This window comes from Enterobacter sp. E12 (genome assembly GCF_014596715.2).
Classification (GTDB): domain Bacteria; phylum Pseudomonadota; class Gammaproteobacteria; order Enterobacterales; family Enterobacteriaceae; genus Enterobacter; species Enterobacter bugandensis.
On the sequence record NZ_CP115601.1, the window covers coordinates 4,318,149 to 4,334,216 of the forward strand.

The 16,068-nt window shown below is 55.1% G+C and carries 16 protein-coding genes; 8 read left to right on the plus strand and 8 right to left on the minus strand.

Going from position 1 to position 16,068, the window contains the following annotated elements; genetic code table 11:
- Positions 1-256: 256 nt before the first annotated feature.
- Positions 257-1,381: a cell division protein ZapE gene (gene zapE / locus IB212_RS20640; RefSeq protein ID WP_041907841.1), complete on the minus strand. Its 1,125-nt coding sequence runs from the start codon at positions 1,379-1,381 to the stop codon at positions 257-259.
- Positions 1,382-1,570: 189 nt separating this feature from the next.
- Here zapE and zapG point away from each other — a divergent pair, with 189 nt between their 5' ends.
- From zapG to degS, 3 genes are all read left to right on the plus strand, one after another.
- Positions 1,571-1,969: a Z-ring associated protein ZapG gene (gene zapG / locus IB212_RS20645; protein WP_010436126.1), complete on the plus strand. Its 399-nt coding sequence runs from the start codon at positions 1,571-1,573 to the stop codon at positions 1,967-1,969.
- Positions 1,970-2,140: 171 nt separating this feature from the next.
- On the plus strand, positions 2,141-3,508 hold the full coding sequence (gene degQ / locus IB212_RS20650; RefSeq protein WP_041907839.1) for a serine endoprotease DegQ: 1,368 nt from the start codon (positions 2,141-2,143) through the stop codon (positions 3,506-3,508).
- Positions 3,509-3,600: 92 nt separating this feature from the next.
- Entirely contained in the window at positions 3,601-4,668 is a 1,068-nt protein-coding gene (degS, locus tag IB212_RS20655) for an outer membrane-stress sensor serine endopeptidase DegS (protein ID WP_028014593.1), read from the plus strand.
- A gap of 88 nt (positions 4,669-4,756) precedes the next feature.
- On the opposite strand, the gene mdh is transcribed toward degS, so the two are convergent.
- Complete coding sequence (mdh, locus tag IB212_RS20660) at positions 4,757-5,695, minus strand: malate dehydrogenase (protein ID WP_028014594.1); 939 nt, start codon at positions 5,693-5,695, stop codon at positions 4,757-4,759.
- A 397-nt stretch (positions 5,696-6,092) separates the two neighbouring features.
- On the opposite strand from mdh, the gene argR reads away from it, so the two are divergent.
- The 3 genes from argR (at position 6,093) to yhcN (IB212_RS20675) (ending at position 7,578) form a co-directional block, all read left to right on the plus strand.
- Positions 6,093-6,563 (plus strand): transcriptional regulator ArgR, encoded by a 471-nt coding sequence (argR, locus tag IB212_RS20665; protein ID WP_008502836.1) that lies wholly within the window; start codon positions 6,093-6,095, stop codon positions 6,561-6,563.
- 375 nt (positions 6,564-6,938) lie between these two features.
- A complete protein-coding gene (yhcN, locus tag IB212_RS20670) occupies positions 6,939-7,202 on the plus strand; it encodes a peroxide/acid stress response protein YhcN (protein ID WP_014885423.1) in 264 nt (87 codons plus the stop codon).
- A gap of 109 nt (positions 7,203-7,311) precedes the next feature.
- Positions 7,312-7,578, plus strand: a complete 267-nt coding sequence (gene yhcN, locus IB212_RS20675; RefSeq protein ID WP_028014595.1) for a peroxide/acid stress response protein YhcN — start codon at positions 7,312-7,314, stop codon at positions 7,576-7,578.
- 61 nt (positions 7,579-7,639) lie between these two features.
- Here the strand turns inward: yhcN (IB212_RS20675) and IB212_RS20680 are convergent, their stop codons facing one another.
- The 5 genes from IB212_RS20680 to aaeX form a co-directional block, all read right to left on the minus strand.
- Positions 7,640-7,912 carry a barstar family protein gene (locus tag IB212_RS20680; RefSeq protein ID WP_028014596.1) on the minus strand — a complete coding sequence of 91 codons (273 nt, stop codon included), beginning with the start codon at positions 7,910-7,912 and terminating at the stop codon, positions 7,640-7,642.
- 18 nt (positions 7,913-7,930) lie between these two features.
- Positions 7,931-9,385: an NAD-dependent succinate-semialdehyde dehydrogenase gene (locus IB212_RS20685; protein ID WP_028014597.1), complete on the minus strand. Its 1,455-nt coding sequence runs from the start codon at positions 9,383-9,385 to the stop codon at positions 7,931-7,933.
- 89 nt (positions 9,386-9,474) lie between these two features.
- On the minus strand, positions 9,475-11,442 hold the full coding sequence (gene aaeB, locus IB212_RS20690) for a p-hydroxybenzoic acid efflux pump subunit AaeB (protein WP_041907837.1): 1,968 nt from the start codon (positions 11,440-11,442) through the stop codon (positions 9,475-9,477).
- Between the two features lie 5 nt (positions 11,443-11,447).
- Positions 11,448-12,380 (minus strand): p-hydroxybenzoic acid efflux pump subunit AaeA, encoded by a 933-nt coding sequence (gene aaeA / locus IB212_RS20695; protein WP_028014599.1) that lies wholly within the window; start codon positions 12,378-12,380, stop codon positions 11,448-11,450.
- Positions 12,381-12,387: 7 nt separating this feature from the next.
- On the minus strand, positions 12,388-12,591 hold the full coding sequence (gene aaeX, locus IB212_RS20700; protein ID WP_003860416.1) for a p-hydroxybenzoic acid efflux pump operon protein AaeX: 204 nt from the start codon (positions 12,589-12,591) through the stop codon (positions 12,388-12,390).
- Positions 12,592-12,770: 179 nt separating this feature from the next.
- Between aaeX and aaeR the strand changes: the two genes are divergently transcribed.
- Positions 12,771-13,697, plus strand: coding sequence for an HTH-type transcriptional activator AaeR (gene aaeR, locus IB212_RS20705; RefSeq protein WP_028014600.1), 927 nt, complete (start codon positions 12,771-12,773; stop codon positions 13,695-13,697).
- Positions 13,698-13,914: 217 nt separating this feature from the next.
- Entirely contained in the window at positions 13,915-14,529 is a 615-nt protein-coding gene (locus tag IB212_RS20710; protein ID WP_032644925.1) for a YagU family protein, read from the plus strand.
- Positions 14,530-14,575: 46 nt separating this feature from the next.
- Here the strand turns inward: IB212_RS20710 and tldD are convergent, their stop codons facing one another.
- Positions 14,576-16,021, minus strand: a complete 1,446-nt coding sequence (gene tldD / locus IB212_RS20715; protein WP_028014602.1) for a metalloprotease TldD — start codon at positions 16,019-16,021, stop codon at positions 14,576-14,578.
- Positions 16,022-16,068: the final 47 nt, after the last annotated feature.

Genomic DNA, 16,068 nt, shown 5'->3' on the forward strand with positions numbered 1-16,068 from the left:
AACACCCAAACGTTTAGTCAGTTGAGGTTCACACGACAAAGTCCGGCAAACCTACCCCTTCGAATAGCACATGCCGACACATAGAAAGTTTCGGGAAAAAAACCTTCTCGTAACGTGGGGTCGCAAGATTATAGAGAAGTTGAGGTCAAAGATCGACCCTTAAATGTGATTTGGAATGGGTTTTTCGGGGGGCGCGTTTGTGCGGTCTGGTGCCCTCACTCCCAGCCCCTCTCCCCGTGGGAGAGAGGAGCATTGATTAGGGCATATGCTCACGCTTGAGATACTCTTCGCTCTGCATCTCTTGCAGGCGCGAGAGGCAGCGCTGGAACTCAAACTTCAGCCGCTCGCCCTGGTAGATCTCATATAAAGGCACCTCGGCGCTGACGACAAGCTTGACGTGGCGCTCGTAAAACTCGTCCACCAGCGCAATGAAGCGCCGCGCTTCGCTCTCCATCAGCCGCGTCATCACCGGCACATCCAGCATCATCACGGTGTGGAACAGGCGCGAAAGCGCAATATAGTCATGCTGGCTGCGGGCATCCACGCAGAGCGTCGCAAAAGAGACCGCCAGCGTCTGGTTTTCTACGCCAAGGGTAGGTAACGGGCGATGGTTAATCTCCAGCGTCGGTGCGTTTTCGCGTTTTGCGCCCGCCAGCGCCAGCCAGAGTTTATCCATCTCGCGAGCGGTATCGGCGTTTAACGGCGAAAGCCACAGGTGCGCCTGCGTTAACGTGCGCAGACGATAATCGACACCGGCATCGACATTCATGATGTCGCAATGCTGTTTGATAGCATCAATGGCCGGCAGGAAACGCGCCCGCTGCAGGCCGTTGCGATAGAGTTCATCCGGCGGGATATTCGACGTGGCAACGAGCGTGATCCCGCGGGCAAACAGCGCTTTCATCAGCCCGCCTAACAGCATGGCGTCGGTAATGTCAGAAACAAAAAACTCATCGAAGCAGAGCACGTCCGTTTCCGCCTTGAACCTGTCAGCCACAATCTCCAGCGGATCGCTTTTGCCCTGCAGCGCTGTCAGCTCTTCATGCACCCGCAGCATAAAGCGATGGAAGTGGAGGCGCTGTTTACGCTCCCCCGGCAGGCTGAGATAAAACAGATCCATCAGCCAGGTTTTTCCGCGACCGACGCCGCCCCACATATATAAACCGCGCACCGGAGCCTGAGCCTGCGGCGCTTTTTTGCCGAGAAGTCGGCCAAACGCCGCTTTGAGCCCACCACTCTGTTCTACTTCAGCAGGTTTTGCCGTGAGCGCCTGATAAATCATCTCCAGACGGTTTACCGCCTCACGTTGAACGTCATCAGGCTGATGAGTACCCTCATTCAGGGCCAGTTGATATCGCGATGCAGGGGACAGGATTTGCATAATCTTATTGTTATTCCTTCAATTAATGCTCATCAGCAGGCGTGACTGATGAAAAAAAGGCCGTTCTACACTACGCGATGATACGTCAGGATTCCACTTCTGCGGAAATAGCGGTTATAGTGGCATTATCAGGCACAGGCAGGAGCCGAGCCAACACCCTACGGAACAACAAGACAACGGGAGAAGTTCATGACCTGGGAATATGCGCTAATCGGTTTAGTCGTCGGCATCGTGATCGGTGCTGTGGCCATGCGTTTCGGTAACCGCAAATTGCGTCAGCAGCAGTCACTGCAGTACGAACTGGAAAAGAATAAAGCAGAGCTGGAAGAGTATCGCGAAGAGCTGGTCAGCCACTTTGCCCGTAGCGCCGAGCTGCTGGACAACATGGCGACCGACTACCGTCAGCTGTATCAGCATATGGCGAAAAGCTCCAGCAGCCTGCTGCCGGAAATGACCGCGGAGACTAACCCGTTCCGCAACCGTCTGGCCGACTCAGAAGCGGGTAACGATCAGGCTCCGGTTCAGATGCCACGCGACTACTCTGACGGCGCGTCCGGCCTGCTGCGCGGTGGCGCAAAACGCGATTAATCGCACAACATAAATATATTTTACGGGCGCATCTCTTGCGCCCGTCCTTTCTTCCCGTCCCCCAGCTATTATTTAGTCAAACACCTCATTGTTCAGCGGTATAAAATTCAATAACATCATCATGATTTTGGGCCGTTCTTCTTTCATTCCAGGATACGAGAGTCAGCATCAATGAAGAAAAAAAACCAGCTGTTGAGCGCTATAGCGTTAAGTGTCGGGTTATCTCTCTCGGCGTCCTTCCCTGCCGGTGCGGCGCTACCTTCGCAGGTGCCGGGACAGGCAGCCACTCCCAGCCTCGCGCCGATGCTGGAAAAAGTGTTGCCCGCGGTCGTGAGCGTTCAGGTAGAAGGCACGGCGGTTCAAAGCCAGCGCGTACCGGAAGAACTGAAAAAATATTTTGGCGATGAGTCCCCCAACCAGCAGGCTCAGCCTTTTGAAGGCCTGGGCTCCGGTGTCATCATTGATGCGGCTAAAGGCTATATTCTGACCAACAATCATGTCATCAGCCAGGCCGATAAAATCAGCGTCCAGCTGAACGATGGTCGTGAATTTGATGCCAAACTGATTGGCGGCGATGATCAGAGCGACATCGCGCTATTGCAGGTGCAGAACCCGAGCAACCTGACCCAGATTGCCATTGCGGATTCCGACAAGCTGCGCGTCGGTGATTTTGCCGTCGCCGTGGGCAATCCCTTTGGTTTAGGTCAAACCGCCACCTCCGGCATAGTCTCGGCGCTGGGACGCAGTGGCCTGAATCTGGAAGGTCTGGAAAACTTCATCCAGACCGATGCCTCAATCAACCGGGGCAACTCCGGCGGGGCATTACTCAACCTTAACGGCGAGCTGATTGGCATTAACACGGCAATTCTGGCTCCGGGCGGCGGCAGCATTGGGATTGGCTTTGCGATCCCGAGCAATATGGCTAAAACGCTGGCGCAGCAGCTAATCCAGTTCGGCGAAGTCAAACGTGGACTGCTGGGTATTAAAGGCATGGAGATGAGCGCGGATATCGCGAAAGCGTTCAATATCAACGTGCAGCGCGGTGCGTTTGTCAGTGAAGTGCTGCCAAACTCCGGCTCGGCAAAAGCAGGCATCAAATCGGGCGATGTGATCGTCAGCCTTAACGACAAGCCGCTGAGTAGCTTTGCTGAACTGCGTTCGCGTATCGCCACCACCGAACCGGGGGCCAAAGTGAAGCTGGGCCTGATCCGTGACGGTAAGCCGCTGAACGTCGAAGTGACGCTGGATAAAAGCACCTCGTCCTCTGCCAGCGCGGAGCTTATCGCCCCGGCGCTGCAGGGGGCAACGCTAAGCGATGGGCAGTTGAAAGACGGTACGAAAGGCATTCGCCTGGACACCGTCGAGAAGAGCAGCCCTGCCGCGCAGGCCGGATTGCATCAGGAAGATGTCATCATTGGCGTGAACCGCAATCGCGTGCAGTCCATTGCCGAACTGCGCAAGGTGCTGGAGAGCAAACCGGCGGTCATTGCCCTGCAGGTCATGCGTGGCAATGAGTCTATCTACATTCTGTTGCGCTAAGCATTTGCGATCCCGGACATCACCGCTGCGTGTGATGTCCGGATAACTCATGTTATGCTGCAAATCGTTCCTTTTTTCACGACACGCGCATCATGCTTTTAAAGCTCTTACGTTCCATTGTCATCGGTTTGATTGTCGCAGGCCTGCTGCTACTGGCGATGCCGTCTTTGCGTCAGTTTAATAAGCTGTCTGCCCCCCAGTTCGACAGCACGGATGAAACGCCGGCGACCTATAACCAGGCCGTTCGCCGTGCCGCCCCTGCCGTGGTTAACGTTTATAACCGCGGCCTCAACAGCTCAGCACATAACCAGCTTGAGATCCGCACCCTTGGCTCCGGGGTGATTATGGACGAGCGCGGCTACATTATTACGAACAAACACGTGATCAACGATGCCGACCAGATCATCGTCGCCCTGCAGGATGGCCGCGTGTTTGAGGCGTTGCTTGTGGGTTCAGACAGCCTGACCGATCTGGCCGTGCTGAAGATTAACGCCACGGGCGGATTGCCGGTCATTCCGATCAACCGTAAACGTACGCCGCACATCGGCGATGTGGTGCTGGCGATCGGTAACCCGTACAACCTGGGCCAGACCATCACGCAGGGAATTATCAGCGCGACCGGTCGAATCGGCCTCAACCCGTCAGGACGGCAGAACTTCCTGCAGACGGATGCATCAATCAACCACGGCAACTCCGGCGGCGCGCTGGTCAACTCGCTGGGCGAACTGATGGGCATCAACACCCTCTCGTTCGATAAAAGCAACGACGGCGAGACGCCGGAAGGGATCGGCTTTGCTATTCCGTTCCAGCTGGCGACCAAGATTATGGATAAGCTGATCCGCGACGGACGCGTGATCCGCGGCTATATCGGTATCGGCGGGCGCGAAATTGCGCCAATGCATACTCAGGGCGGCGGTATCGATCAGATTCAGGGCATCGTCGTCAACGAGGTGGCACCGGGTGGCCCGGCGGCTAACGCGGGGATTCAGGTTAATGATGTCATCGTGTCGGTTAACGGCACGCCGGCAGTCTCTGCCCTGGAGACGATGGACCAGGTGGCCGAAATTCGCCCTGGCTCGATCATCCCTGTGGAAATCATGCGCAACGATAAGAAAATGACGCTGCACGTGACGATTCAGGAATACCCGGCAACAAATTAGCCCCATAAAAAAACCGAAGCACTTACTGGCTTCGGTTTTTTTGCCGGGTGGCGCTAACGCTTACCCGGCCTACGGGAGACACTTCGTTTTACTTGTTAACGAACTCTTCACCCAAAGTGATATCTTTCTTCAGCGTGTCCAGCATGCCTTCCATCGCGTTTTGCTCAAACGCGCTCAGCGTACCGATAGGCTTACGCTCTTCAATACCGTTTTTGCCCAGCAGCAGCGGCTGAGAGAAGAAGCGGGCATGTTCGCCGTCGCCTTCAACGTAAGCGCATTCAACAACGCCTTTCTCGCCCTGCAGGGCGCGAACCAGTGACAGACCGAAACGTGCAGCCGCCTGGCCCATAGACAGGGTTGCAGAACCGCCACCCGCCTTCGCTTCCACCACTTCGGTGCCCGCGTTCTGGATTCGTTTGGTCAGGTCAGCCACTTCCTGCTCGGTGAAGCTCACGCCCGGGATCTGGGACAGCAGAGGCAGAATAGTCACGCCAGAGTGGCCGCCGATAACCGGCACTTCCACTTCTGTTGGCTGTTTGCCTTTCAGCTCAGCAACGAAGGTGTTGGAACGGATGATATCCAGCGTGGTCACGCCGAACAGTTTGTTTTTGTCGTACACACCCGCTTTCTTCAGCACTTCGGCTGCGATAGCAACGGTGGTGTTCACCGGGTTAGTGATGATACCGATGCATGCTTTCGGGCACACTTCAGCGATCTGCTGCACCAGGTTTTTCACGATGCCCGCGTTGACGTTGAACAGGTCTGAACGATCCATGCCTGGCTTACGCGCCACGCCTGCAGAAATCAGGACCACGTCAGCACCCTGCAGCGCAGGACGCGCATCTTCACCGGAGAAGCCTTTGATTTTTACAGCGGTCGGGATGTGGCTCAGGTCAACCGCCACGCCTGGGGTTACCGGAGCAATATCGTACAGGGAGAGTTCTGAGCCTGAAGGCAGTTGGGTTTTCAGTAGTAGGGCAAGCGCCTGGCCGATACCACCAGCAGCGCCGAGGACTGCGACTTTCATCCTAAACTCCTTATTATGGTTAACTTAAGTATCTGTAAATCCGTTGCCGCGACCTTAAATCAGCATGTCTTTAATTACAATTTTCGAAGCTAAAGAATTTGAGGTCACACGACTTTATCTCTCACCAGAAAGCTATCTGACGACAGATGGCAACGAATTAAGAGGTGGTTACAATACACCCTGCCACGCCACCAAAACAACATCATTTTGATAACATTTAATTTACTTTTAAGCTTATTTGCGCGGCGTGACCCAGGCATGTTTTCTGATAACGAAATCTGATAAAATCACTCCCTTTCATAACATTATTTCAGCCTGCCGTTGAGCAGATAATTTGCATAAAAATTCATCCACATGCATAATAATGTTGTTTCTTTCGTCATATTCCGGGTGACTTATGCGAAGCTCGTCTAAGCAAGAAGAATTGGTAAAAGCGTTTAAGGCGCTACTTAAAGAAGAGAAATTCAGTTCTCAGGGAGAAATTGTTCAGGCGCTGCAGGAACAAGGGTTCGATAACATCAACCAGTCGAAAGTCTCCCGCATGTTAACCAAGTTTGGCGCGGTGCGTACCCGCAACGCCAAGATGGAGATGGTCTATTGCCTGCCGGCTGAACTTGGCGTGCCGACCACCTCCAGCCCGCTCAAGAATTTGGTTCTGGATATCGACTATAACGACGCCGTTGTGGTCATCCACACAAGCCCGGGTGCCGCGCAGCTGATTGCCCGCATGCTGGACTCGTTAGGAAAAACAGAGGGTATTCTCGGCACCATTGCCGGTGATGATACCATCTTTACCACCCCGGCTAGCGGTTTCTCCGTGAAGGATCTCCACGAAGCGATTCTGGTTCTGTTCGAACAGGAACTGTAATGCGTCCTCCCCCGTAGCGCCGCTGCGGGGATCATTCTGCTCTCGCATCATTTCCCCCTTTATTTCACTGCCCTTGCTTTGACGATTAGTGCTTTTTACCACTCATTAACATTCATCCAGTGAATAGCAATCCCGTAAATCGCACAAAAAATCAAAAAGCATTATCCCTATGATTTTCTTATAAATACCAGCACAAATTGCTCACAAAACACCCAACATTATGCAATTAGGTTATAAAAAAAAGCGTGTTTAACACGTAATAACAAGGGAAACCATTAGTCTGGTATTAATTTTTTACGTTATTAGTGTATACTTGATTTTGTGATGAGGGTCACGAAACAAGACCCCACTAAAAAATTCGACGAGGTAAGAATCATGAAAATCAAAACTACTGTAGCGGCGCTGAGCGTCCTGTCTGTCCTGTCCTTCGGTGCTTTCGCGGCTGACGCTATTAATGCTGACCAGGCGCAATCCCGTGAGGCAATCGGTACGGTTTCTGTCGGCGCTGTTGGCACGTCTCCAATGGACATGCATGAGATGCTGAACAAAAAAGCGGAAGAAAAAGGTGCGTCATCCTATCGCATTATCGAAGCACGTTCCGGTGACCACTGGCACGCTACCGCCGAGCTGTACAAATAAGTTTAAGTAATCACTGAAGACATAACTCTCCACTCAACGGCACCAGGCATAAAAATAGCAGTTCAACCCTTCTCGCCGTTGAGCAAAAACCTGTTCAGGAGTAAAGACTATGAAAACCAAATTGATCATCGCAACCCTGGGTCTGGCATCCGCTCTCTCTTTCGGCGCAAGCGCAGCCGTACAGCAAGTAAATGCCGATCAGGCACAAAATCTGCAGCCAATGGGCAGCGTCTCCGTAACGTCAGTCACCGGCTCCCCGATGGACATTCGTCAGGAACTTGCCGCCAAAGCTGAAAAAGCAGGCGCCAGCAGCTATCGCGTCACCGAACTGAATCAGGGTGACCACTGGCACGCCACGGCTGAACTGTATAAATAAACCCTCGTCGTATCTCATCATACGACTTGCCCCTGGCCTCGTGGTCAGGGGCTTTTTTCATTTAATGCCGCGCGTTAAAGCGAAGCTGTCCTTCAAGCTCTTCCTCCGCTTCATCGAAGAGTAATATCAGCGCGCCGAAACGTCTGCGCAGCTTATCGGGCAGATGGATAAACTCAATCTCCAGCGGTAGCGGCAGCATGCTGCCGGTGACCACGTCCCACAGCGTATCCAGATTGGTCACGCTTTCCCGTTCAAGATCAAACGCCCGGATAAATTCCCGATAAAAGTCTTCCTGACTGTCGATTTCGTCAAAATCAAAAGTATAGGTTTTCATTGCCAGCCGCCCAGTCTATTATAATCCCCCGATATGCAGGGTTTTAACTTCCAGATACTCTTCCAGCCCCAGCACGGATCCCTCACGTCCAAGACCGGACTCTTTTACGCCGCCGAAAGGCCCCAGCTCGGTGGAAACGGCGCACTCGTTAATGCCAATCATCCCGCTCTCGATGGCCTGTGAAACGCGGAAAACCCGGGAAAGGTTCTGGGTGTAGAAGTAAGCTGCCAGCCCGTAAGGCGTGTTATTCGCACGCTGGATGACTTCATCTTCCGAGGTGAAGCGGAAACACGCCGCAACCGGACCAAACGTCTCTTCTTCTGCCAGCTTCATGCCTTCGTGACAGTCGCCCAGCACGGTTGGCATCCAGAAATTACCGCCCAGCGGATGGGGTTTGCCGCCCGCCAGCACGGTCGCCCCTCGTGTGACAGCATCTTCAACATGCTCACGGACCTTGTCGACCGCGGCGGATTCAATCAGCGGCCCGACGACGACGCCGTCCTCAAGGCCATTCCCCACCTTAAGGGCATTAACCGCATCTGCGAGCTTATTCACAAACTTGTCGTAGACGGTTTCCTGAATGTAGAAGCGGTTCACGCTGACGCAGACCTGCCCGGCATTGCGGAATTTATTGGCAATTGCGCCTTTTACCGCAGCCTCGATGTCGGCATCCTCAAAGACGATATACGGAGCATTTCCCCCCAGCTCCATCGAGACTTTTTTCATGGTTTCTGCGGCGTTGCGCACCAGCGTTTTGCCGACGGAGGTCGAACCGGTAAAGGAGATTTTACGCACGTCGTGGCTGGCCATGATCGCATCGCTGATTTCATGGGTATTTCCGGCCACCGCGTTGAGCACACCGTCGGGCACGCCCGCCTGTTTTGCCAGCGTCAGCAGCGCAAAGGCGCTGAGCGGCGTGTTATTGGCCGGTTTGATGACACCGGTACACCCGGCTGCCAGCGCCGGGCCTAGCTTGCGGGTGAGCATCGCCATCGGGAAGTTCCACGGCGTGATGGCCGCGACGACGCCGATGGGCTCACGGGTCGCCAGAATGCGCGAGCCGGGCTTGATTGGCGGAATAATTTCACCGTTCGCGCGCTTGGCCTCTTCGGCGAACCACTGGATAAAGCTGGCGGCATACTCCACTTCCCCTTCCGCCTCTTTCAGGGGCTTGCCCTGCTCGGTGGTCATTAACCGCCCGAGCCAGCTTTTATTTTCAATAATCAGTTCGTACCAGCGGTACAGAATCGCCGAACGCTCTTTCGCGGTTTTGGCACGCCATGCCGGGAAGGCTTTGGTGGCCGCTGCGATCGCTTCTTCGGTTTGCGCTTTCCCCGCTTTCGCAACTTTAGCGATGACCTCACCGGTCGCGGGGTTCAGCACATCAAACGTTGTGTCCAGCGTTTTCCAGATGCCGTCGACCAGATAGCCGGTCTGAAAAAGGGTGTTGTCCTGAAGCGCCTGAGTCGTCATGTGTCCTCCCTTCCTGAATGTAAGTACGTGCTGGAATAAGTATAGCCACAAAAAAACCGGCGCTTTTGGCGTCGGTTTTTTTACTTCAGTCAGTTATCCGTGAGGGCATTCTGGTAGCGATGCAGCATAAACACCAGCCGCCCTACCGGCTCGGTCACCTGTGGCGGCGCTTGCCAGTGCTTGAGCTTTTCCTGATAAATATCCAGTTCTTCAAGCAGTTGGGTAAAGTAACGACGGCGTTTGTCGTCACTGCTGGCGGAAAGCACATGGTCGGCGGTACGACGCAGCTGACGGTGGAATGCCGAGAGATCGTCGTTGATCGGCACCGGCGCGTTGCGCAGACGCTGGTGCGCGATGATCATGGTTAACGCCAGGCGGAACTTCGCTATGTCGCCCGGGAACTTGTTCAGCAGTAAAAACAGCTGCTGGTAGAGCGCGGGCAGGTGGTTCTCTTTACGACGCGCGGTATTGGTAGTCATCGACGACACGGCAGCCGATACAAACTGGTTCAGCAATACGCGCCCCGTCCGCGCCTGCGAGTTATCCCGGACCAGCAGAATCACCATCATCGCCAGGAAGCAGCCCACCAGCTGACCCAGCGCGCTGTCGAGGAACTGGCTGAAGTGGAAGGTCATTGGGTTATCCAGCACGATGATGTTAATCGTACTCGCCAGCGCCCCCAGCGATCCCAGGCGGCGCTTTTGCACTTCAATGCCGATAAAGAACGCCATCACCGCCAGGCTAATACAGAGCAGCAGCATGCTCTGCTGCGTCGACGGGATGATGACCAGGAAATAGAGCGCGCCTATCGGCAGCGCGGCGATGGTGCCGTAGAGGAAATCAATGGCGACCATGCGCGGGTTAGGCAGACGCATCGCCAGTGCGGTCACGACGGCAATCATCACCATCGCGCCGCTGCCGGACGTCCAGCCCGTCCACAGCCAGAACAGCGTGCCGAGCATACAGGCAAGCGTGGTACGCCAGAAGTTGACCATCGCGTGATGGCGCTCGGCAGACTCCGCCTTGATCACCACTTCGCCCTGGAGCACCTCTTCTTCCGCCGCGCTGATTTTGGTGTTACCGATCACGCCGCGCTTAAGCAGCAGATAGCGCGTTGCGGCCCCAACCCAGGTGTAGATCGTCACCGGCGTCTCGCGCTCCCCGGTCCAGGCAATCACCCGGCGCATGCGCTTAAGCTGCTTATGCACGTCCTGTACAGTCTCTACCGGCTCGGCAAACAGTTCGCGGAACGTATCGGTGACCACTTCCGGCCGGGTGTTCTGGATGAGATAGGTTTCGCAGGCCTGGGTAATCAGCGTTAAGGAGACGGTATTGAGGGCTTTAAGGCGACGATTCGCCCGCGCCCAGCGAGACGACTCCATATTGAGGTTGCTGCGCATCCCTTCCAGCGCCTGCGTACGACGAACCAGCCCGCTCCAGGCTTTATCCACCTCTTCGCTGTCGCCGTGTTTAATGCACAGCTGCATCAGCTGGTACTGGGCAACGATCAGCGCGTCCAGCTCGCGATCCACCTCTTGCTTGATCGAGCGCGGGGAGAAAAGCAGGTCAGCCACGATCGCGCAGACAATACCAATCACAATCTCGCTGCAGCGCTCCACGGCAAACTGCGGCGCGAGCAGCGGTTCGCTTTGGATGGTGATGACAATGATCAGCGCGGTATAGCCCGCCAGCCCCCAGGCGTAGGAGTTCTCCACTTTTACCAGAGACGAGACCCAGGTGCAGAAGCCTGCCCAGATGCAGCACACCATTAGCATCAGCAGCGGCGTGCGGATCATCAGAATAATAATGGTCAGCGCCGCGAAACAGCCGATAAACGTCCCGATGATACGCAGCATCCCGCGATAGCGGATCGCACCAGAGTAGGGTTCTCCACCCGCGGCGAAGGCAGGGCCCGCCGCGACAATCGCGGCGGTCAGCACCGCCCAGCGAGGGGTTTCAAGCTGGAAGTGGAAGCCAACGAACAGCGCCAGCACGATGGCGCACGCCAGCTTCACGGCGAAGCGAATGTGCTGGCTGGCGATGGAAAAGATACCCATGGCGATTAACCAAACTCGCGCAGGCGATGGGCAATTTTACGGAAGAGGGAGTCCTGGCTGGCATCCCGATCTTTTTCTCCGGTGATCACCACCGTCGCCGTGGTACCCGCTGGCCACAGGTTGCCCTGCTGCTCATCCAGATGAATACGTACCGGCACGCGCTGCGCCAGACGCACCCACTCCAGGTTAGAATCTACCGTCGCCATCCCTTTGGCATCGTTAGAGCTGCTGGAGTTGGTTACCCCTGCGGCAACGCTATCGACGGTACCTTTAAAGACGCGGTTGCTGCCAAGCGGCGTGACTTCTGCGCGATAACCCGGACGAACGCCCTCCAGCTTGGTCTCTTCCATATAGGCGAGCACGTAGAAGGAGTTCTGTTTAACCAGCGCCACGGCGGTTGAGCCACGGGTGATAAACTCCCCGGCATAGACGTTCAGGTTGGTCACCCAGCCATCGGCCGGCGCGCGGATCACGGTACGCTCCAGGTCGAGCTTCGCTAGATCGCGCGTTGCCTGCGCTTTCGCTAACTGGTGCAGCACGGTTTGCAGCACGTTGTTGGACTGGTCAATCTCTTCGCGGGACATGGCCTGAACGCCCAGCTGGTTACGACGGCCTGCCTCTCGGCGTTTCTCTGCGGCCAGCGCCTGGTAATAGGCCACGTCTGCTTCTGCTTCCTCCAGCGCCTTCTGGTAACGAGGCTGGTCGATGGTGAACAGGACCTGATCTTTCTTCACCAGCTGGTTATCGTGAACGTTAACCGCCGTGATAAGGCCGGCCACGTCGGGGGCAATTGCCACCACATCGGCGCTAAAGCGCGCGTCACGCGTCCACGGTGATTCGGTGTAATAAACCCAGGCGCGAAAAATAGCGATGAACGCGAGGATAACCAGCGCCATGGTAATGGCGGTGCGGGAGATTTTTCTTGTTAGCGTTTTCACATCAACCTCAGACAAACATGCGCGATATCAGGTAAAACAGGCAGCAATACAGCGCGGTATTGAACAATGCAGGGTGCCAGACGAAATCGTAGATCCCAGTCGGGACCAGCACCTTGCGCACCAGCCAGAAGATCGCCAGTGATAAAAGTAGCTCGAAAAATATCGGTGGGAACGACAGACCGAACACCACGATAACGGGAAACAGACTCATGTTGACCTTGATAAGAGAGAGTGCAGGCTTCAGAATTTTTTAGCGCACGCCATCGCAGGAGAGCTAGAAACGCAGGGCGAGAATGGCGCAGCCGTTATGTAATTAATAATATATTAACGTAACTGTTATGCTGTTATCTATCATATGTGATCTAAATCACTTTTAAGCCAGAGTGAACAATGGAACGTTTAAAACGCATGTCCGTCTTCGCCAAAGTGGTTGAACTCGGCTCATTTACCGCCGCTGCGCGCCAGCTTCAGATGAGCGTCTCATCCATCAGCCAGACGGTGTCCAAACTGGAAGATGAGCTTCAGGTTAAGCTGCTCAACCGCAGCACCCGCAGCATCGGGTTGACGGAAGCCGGTAAAATTTACTATCAGGGCTGTCGCCGCATGCTGCATGAAGTGCAGGATGTTCACGAACAACTCTATGCCTTTAACAACACGCCCATCGGCACGCTGCGTATAGGGTGTTCTTCAACTATGGCACAAAATGTTCTCGCTGCCATGACGGCGGACATGCTGAAAGAGTACCCTGGGCTTACCGTCAATCTGGTGACGGGCATCCCTGCCCCAGACCTGATCGCCGATGGATTAGACGTGGTGATCCGCGTTGGCGCGTTGCAGGACTCCAGCCTGTTCTCGCGTCGCCTCGGGAGCATGCCGATGGTGGTCTGTGCCTCGAAGAGCTATCTGGCGCAGTACGGTGTGCCGGAGAAACCTGCCGATCTCGCTAACCACTCCTGGCTGGAGTACAGCGTCCGCCCCGATAATGAATTTGAACTGATTGCTCCGGAAGGGATCTCCACCAGGCTGCTGCCGGAAGGCCGGTTCGTCACCAACGATCCGATGACCATTTCGCGCTGGCTGGTGGCCGGCGCCGGGATCGCCTACGTGCCGCTGATGTGGGTGATCAATGAGATCAACAGCGGCGTGCTGGAGATCCTCTTCCCGCGCTATCAGTCCGATCCACGCCCGGTCTACGCTCTGTATACCGAGAAGGACAAGCTGCCCCTCAAAGTACAGGTGTGTATTAACTATCTGACCGACTATTTTGTCGACGTAGCAGAGCTGTTTCAGGGAATGCGCGGAAGAAGAAAGGAATAAGTAATTAATTTCTGAAATATCCGCGCCATTAATATTTCAGGATGAAGCCGGCCTTCATCCAGGAATATTCTTTAGCTTCTATCAGGAATAGCGAATTGACACTGCCGCCGCCTGCCCTTTACCTTATAAACAGTCTGGCATTCAGACTGTTATTATTTTGTTGCTGATTTGAATAATAAAATGTATTTCGCAGGATGACGTTAAACAAGGAAACGAAATGAATCTATTTGAACAAACACCGCCGTCACGCAGGCGCTACGGACTCGCCGCGTTCATTGGCTTAATTGCAGGAATTGTCTCCGCGTTTGTCAAATGGGGAGCCGAGGTACCACTCCCGCCACGCAGTCCCACCGATTTATTTACCGGCGCATGCGGCCCTGAGCAATTAATAAGAGCCGCAGGCCAAATAGATTGCTCCCGCAATTTTTTAAATCCACCCTATGTTTTTTTACGCGACTGGCTGGGCGTAGTTGATCCTAACGCAGCAGTTTATACCTTTGCCGGACATATATTTAACTGGGTCGGCGTCACGCATATTATTTTCTCAATCGTCTTCGCGGTTGGGTATTGTGTCGTTGCTGAAGTCTTCCCGAAAATTAAACTCTGGCAGGGTTTGCTGGCGGGTGCATTGGCACAGCTTTTTGTTCACATGCTCTCCTTCCCGCTGATGGGGCTGACGCCACCGCTGTTTGATCTGCCCTGGTATGAACATGTGTCAGAGATCGTGGGTCATCTGGTCTGGTTCTGGTCGATCGAAATCATTCGACGTGACTTGCGTAACCGCATAACTCACGAGCCGGATCCGGAGATCCCGCTGGGTAACTTACGTTAAAAAAATGGCGCTACATCTGTAGCGCCATTTTTTATGTTTGCTCAGGTCAGGCCGTGCCGCCCACCGTCAGATTATCCACTTTCAGCGTTGGCTGACCCACACCAACCGGCAGGCTCTGGCCTTCTTTACCGCAAACACCCACGCCGTTATCCAGCTTCAGATCGTTACCGACCATGGAAATCTGCTGCATCGCTTCAATGCCGGAGCCAATCAGGGTCGCGCCCTTCACCGCTTTGGTCACTTTGCCCTTCTCAATCAGGTACGCTTCTGAAGTCGAGAAGACAAACTTACCGGATGTGATATCCACCTGGCCGCCGCCAAAGTTTGGCGCAAAGATACCGTAATCCACGGATTCGATAATCTCCTGCGGCGTGGATTTGCCCGGCAGCATATAAGTGTTGGTCATGCGCGGCATCGGCAGGTGCGCGTAAGATTCACGGCGGCCGTTACCCGTTGGCGCTACGCCCATCAGGCGCGCGTTGAGTTTGTCCTGCATGTAGCCTTTCAGAACGCCGTTTTCGATCAGCACGTTGTACTGGCCTGGCGTACCTTCATCGTCGATAGAAATCGAGCCGCGGCGGTCAAGCATGGTGCCATCATCTACTACGGTGCAAAGCTCAGAGGAGACGAGCTGTCCGATCTGGCCGCTGAACACGGACGTCCCACGACGGTTAAAATCGCCTTCCAGACCGTGGCCCACCGCTTCGTGCAGCAGCACGCCCGGCCAGCCTGCGCCCAGCACCACCGGGAATGTCCCGGCCGGCGCCGCAACAGCATTAAGATTCACCAGCGCCATGCGCACGGCTTCTTTAGCCCACGCGTCAGCGCGCGCTTCGCCGTCAACATCACCCAGGAACCAGTCATAGCCGAAACGACCGCCGCCGCCGCTTGAGCCGCGCTCGCGTTTGCCGTTGTCATCGACCTGCACGCTGATGGAGAGACGCACCAGCGGACGCACATCGGCCGCGAGCGTACCGTCCGTTGCCGCCACCAGAATCAGTTCATACACACCGCTCAGGCTGGCGGAAACTTCCTGAACACGTTTGTCGGCAGCGCGCGCCACTTTGTCCACGCGGCGCAGGATGTCCAGCTTCTCTTCGCGGCTCATGCTCTGCAGCGGGTCGATGCTGGTATAAAGCGCGGAGTGCTGCACTTCACCCAGGGTTTTCACGCGACCGTCGCCGGCATCGCGCACAATGGTACGCGCGGCCTGCGCGCTCTGCTCAAGCGCGGCCAGGCTAATCTGGTCGGCATAGGCAAAACCGGTTTTTTCACCGCTGATGGCGCGCACGCCGACGCCCTGGTCAATGTTATATGAGCCATCTTTGATGATGCTGTCTTCTAAAACCCAGGATTCGTGATAGCTCGACTGGAAATAGAGATCGCCGTAGTCGAGACGGCGTTCGGTCAGTTGACCAAGAATGGAGAACAGGTCCTGATGGCTCAGGCCGTTCGCTGCGAGCAAATGTTCACTTACCAGGTTCAGACTCATAGTATTGCTACTCGTTCGTTGCCGCCCGTGGCGGTATAAAGATCGTA

Coding starts and splice junctions, on each gene's coding strand:
- aaeR (WP_028014600.1), top strand. CDS start 12,771: ATGGAACGTTTAAAACGCATGTCCGTCTTCGCCAAAGTGGTTGAACTC.
- aaeX (WP_003860416.1), bottom strand. CDS start 12,591: ATGAGTCTGTTTCCCGTTATCGTGGTGTTCGGTCTGTCGTTCCCACCG.
- IB212_RS20685 (WP_028014597.1), bottom strand. CDS start 9,385: ATGACGACTCAGGCGCTTCAGGACAACACCCTTTTTCAGACCGGCTAT.
- tldD (WP_028014602.1), bottom strand. CDS start 16,021: ATGAGTCTGAACCTGGTAAGTGAACATTTGCTCGCAGCGAACGGCCTG.
- mdh (WP_028014594.1), bottom strand. CDS start 5,695: ATGAAAGTCGCAGTCCTCGGCGCTGCTGGTGGTATCGGCCAGGCGCTT.
- aaeB (WP_041907837.1), bottom strand. CDS start 11,442: ATGGGTATCTTTTCCATCGCCAGCCAGCACATTCGCTTCGCCGTGAAG.
- IB212_RS20710 (WP_032644925.1), top strand. CDS start 13,915: ATGAATCTATTTGAACAAACACCGCCGTCACGCAGGCGCTACGGACTC.
- argR (WP_008502836.1), top strand. CDS start 6,093: ATGCGAAGCTCGTCTAAGCAAGAAGAATTGGTAAAAGCGTTTAAGGCG.
- zapE (WP_041907841.1), bottom strand. CDS start 1,381: ATGCAAATCCTGTCCCCTGCATCGCGATATCAACTGGCCCTGAATGAG.
- degS (WP_028014593.1), top strand. CDS start 3,601: ATGCTTTTAAAGCTCTTACGTTCCATTGTCATCGGTTTGATTGTCGCA.
- zapG (WP_010436126.1), top strand. CDS start 1,571: ATGACCTGGGAATATGCGCTAATCGGTTTAGTCGTCGGCATCGTGATC.
- yhcN (WP_014885423.1), top strand. CDS start 6,939: ATGAAAATCAAAACTACTGTAGCGGCGCTGAGCGTCCTGTCTGTCCTG.
- yhcN (WP_028014595.1), top strand. CDS start 7,312: ATGAAAACCAAATTGATCATCGCAACCCTGGGTCTGGCATCCGCTCTC.
- degQ (WP_041907839.1), top strand. CDS start 2,141: ATGAAGAAAAAAAACCAGCTGTTGAGCGCTATAGCGTTAAGTGTCGGG.
- IB212_RS20680 (WP_028014596.1), bottom strand. CDS start 7,912: ATGAAAACCTATACTTTTGATTTTGACGAAATCGACAGTCAGGAAGAC.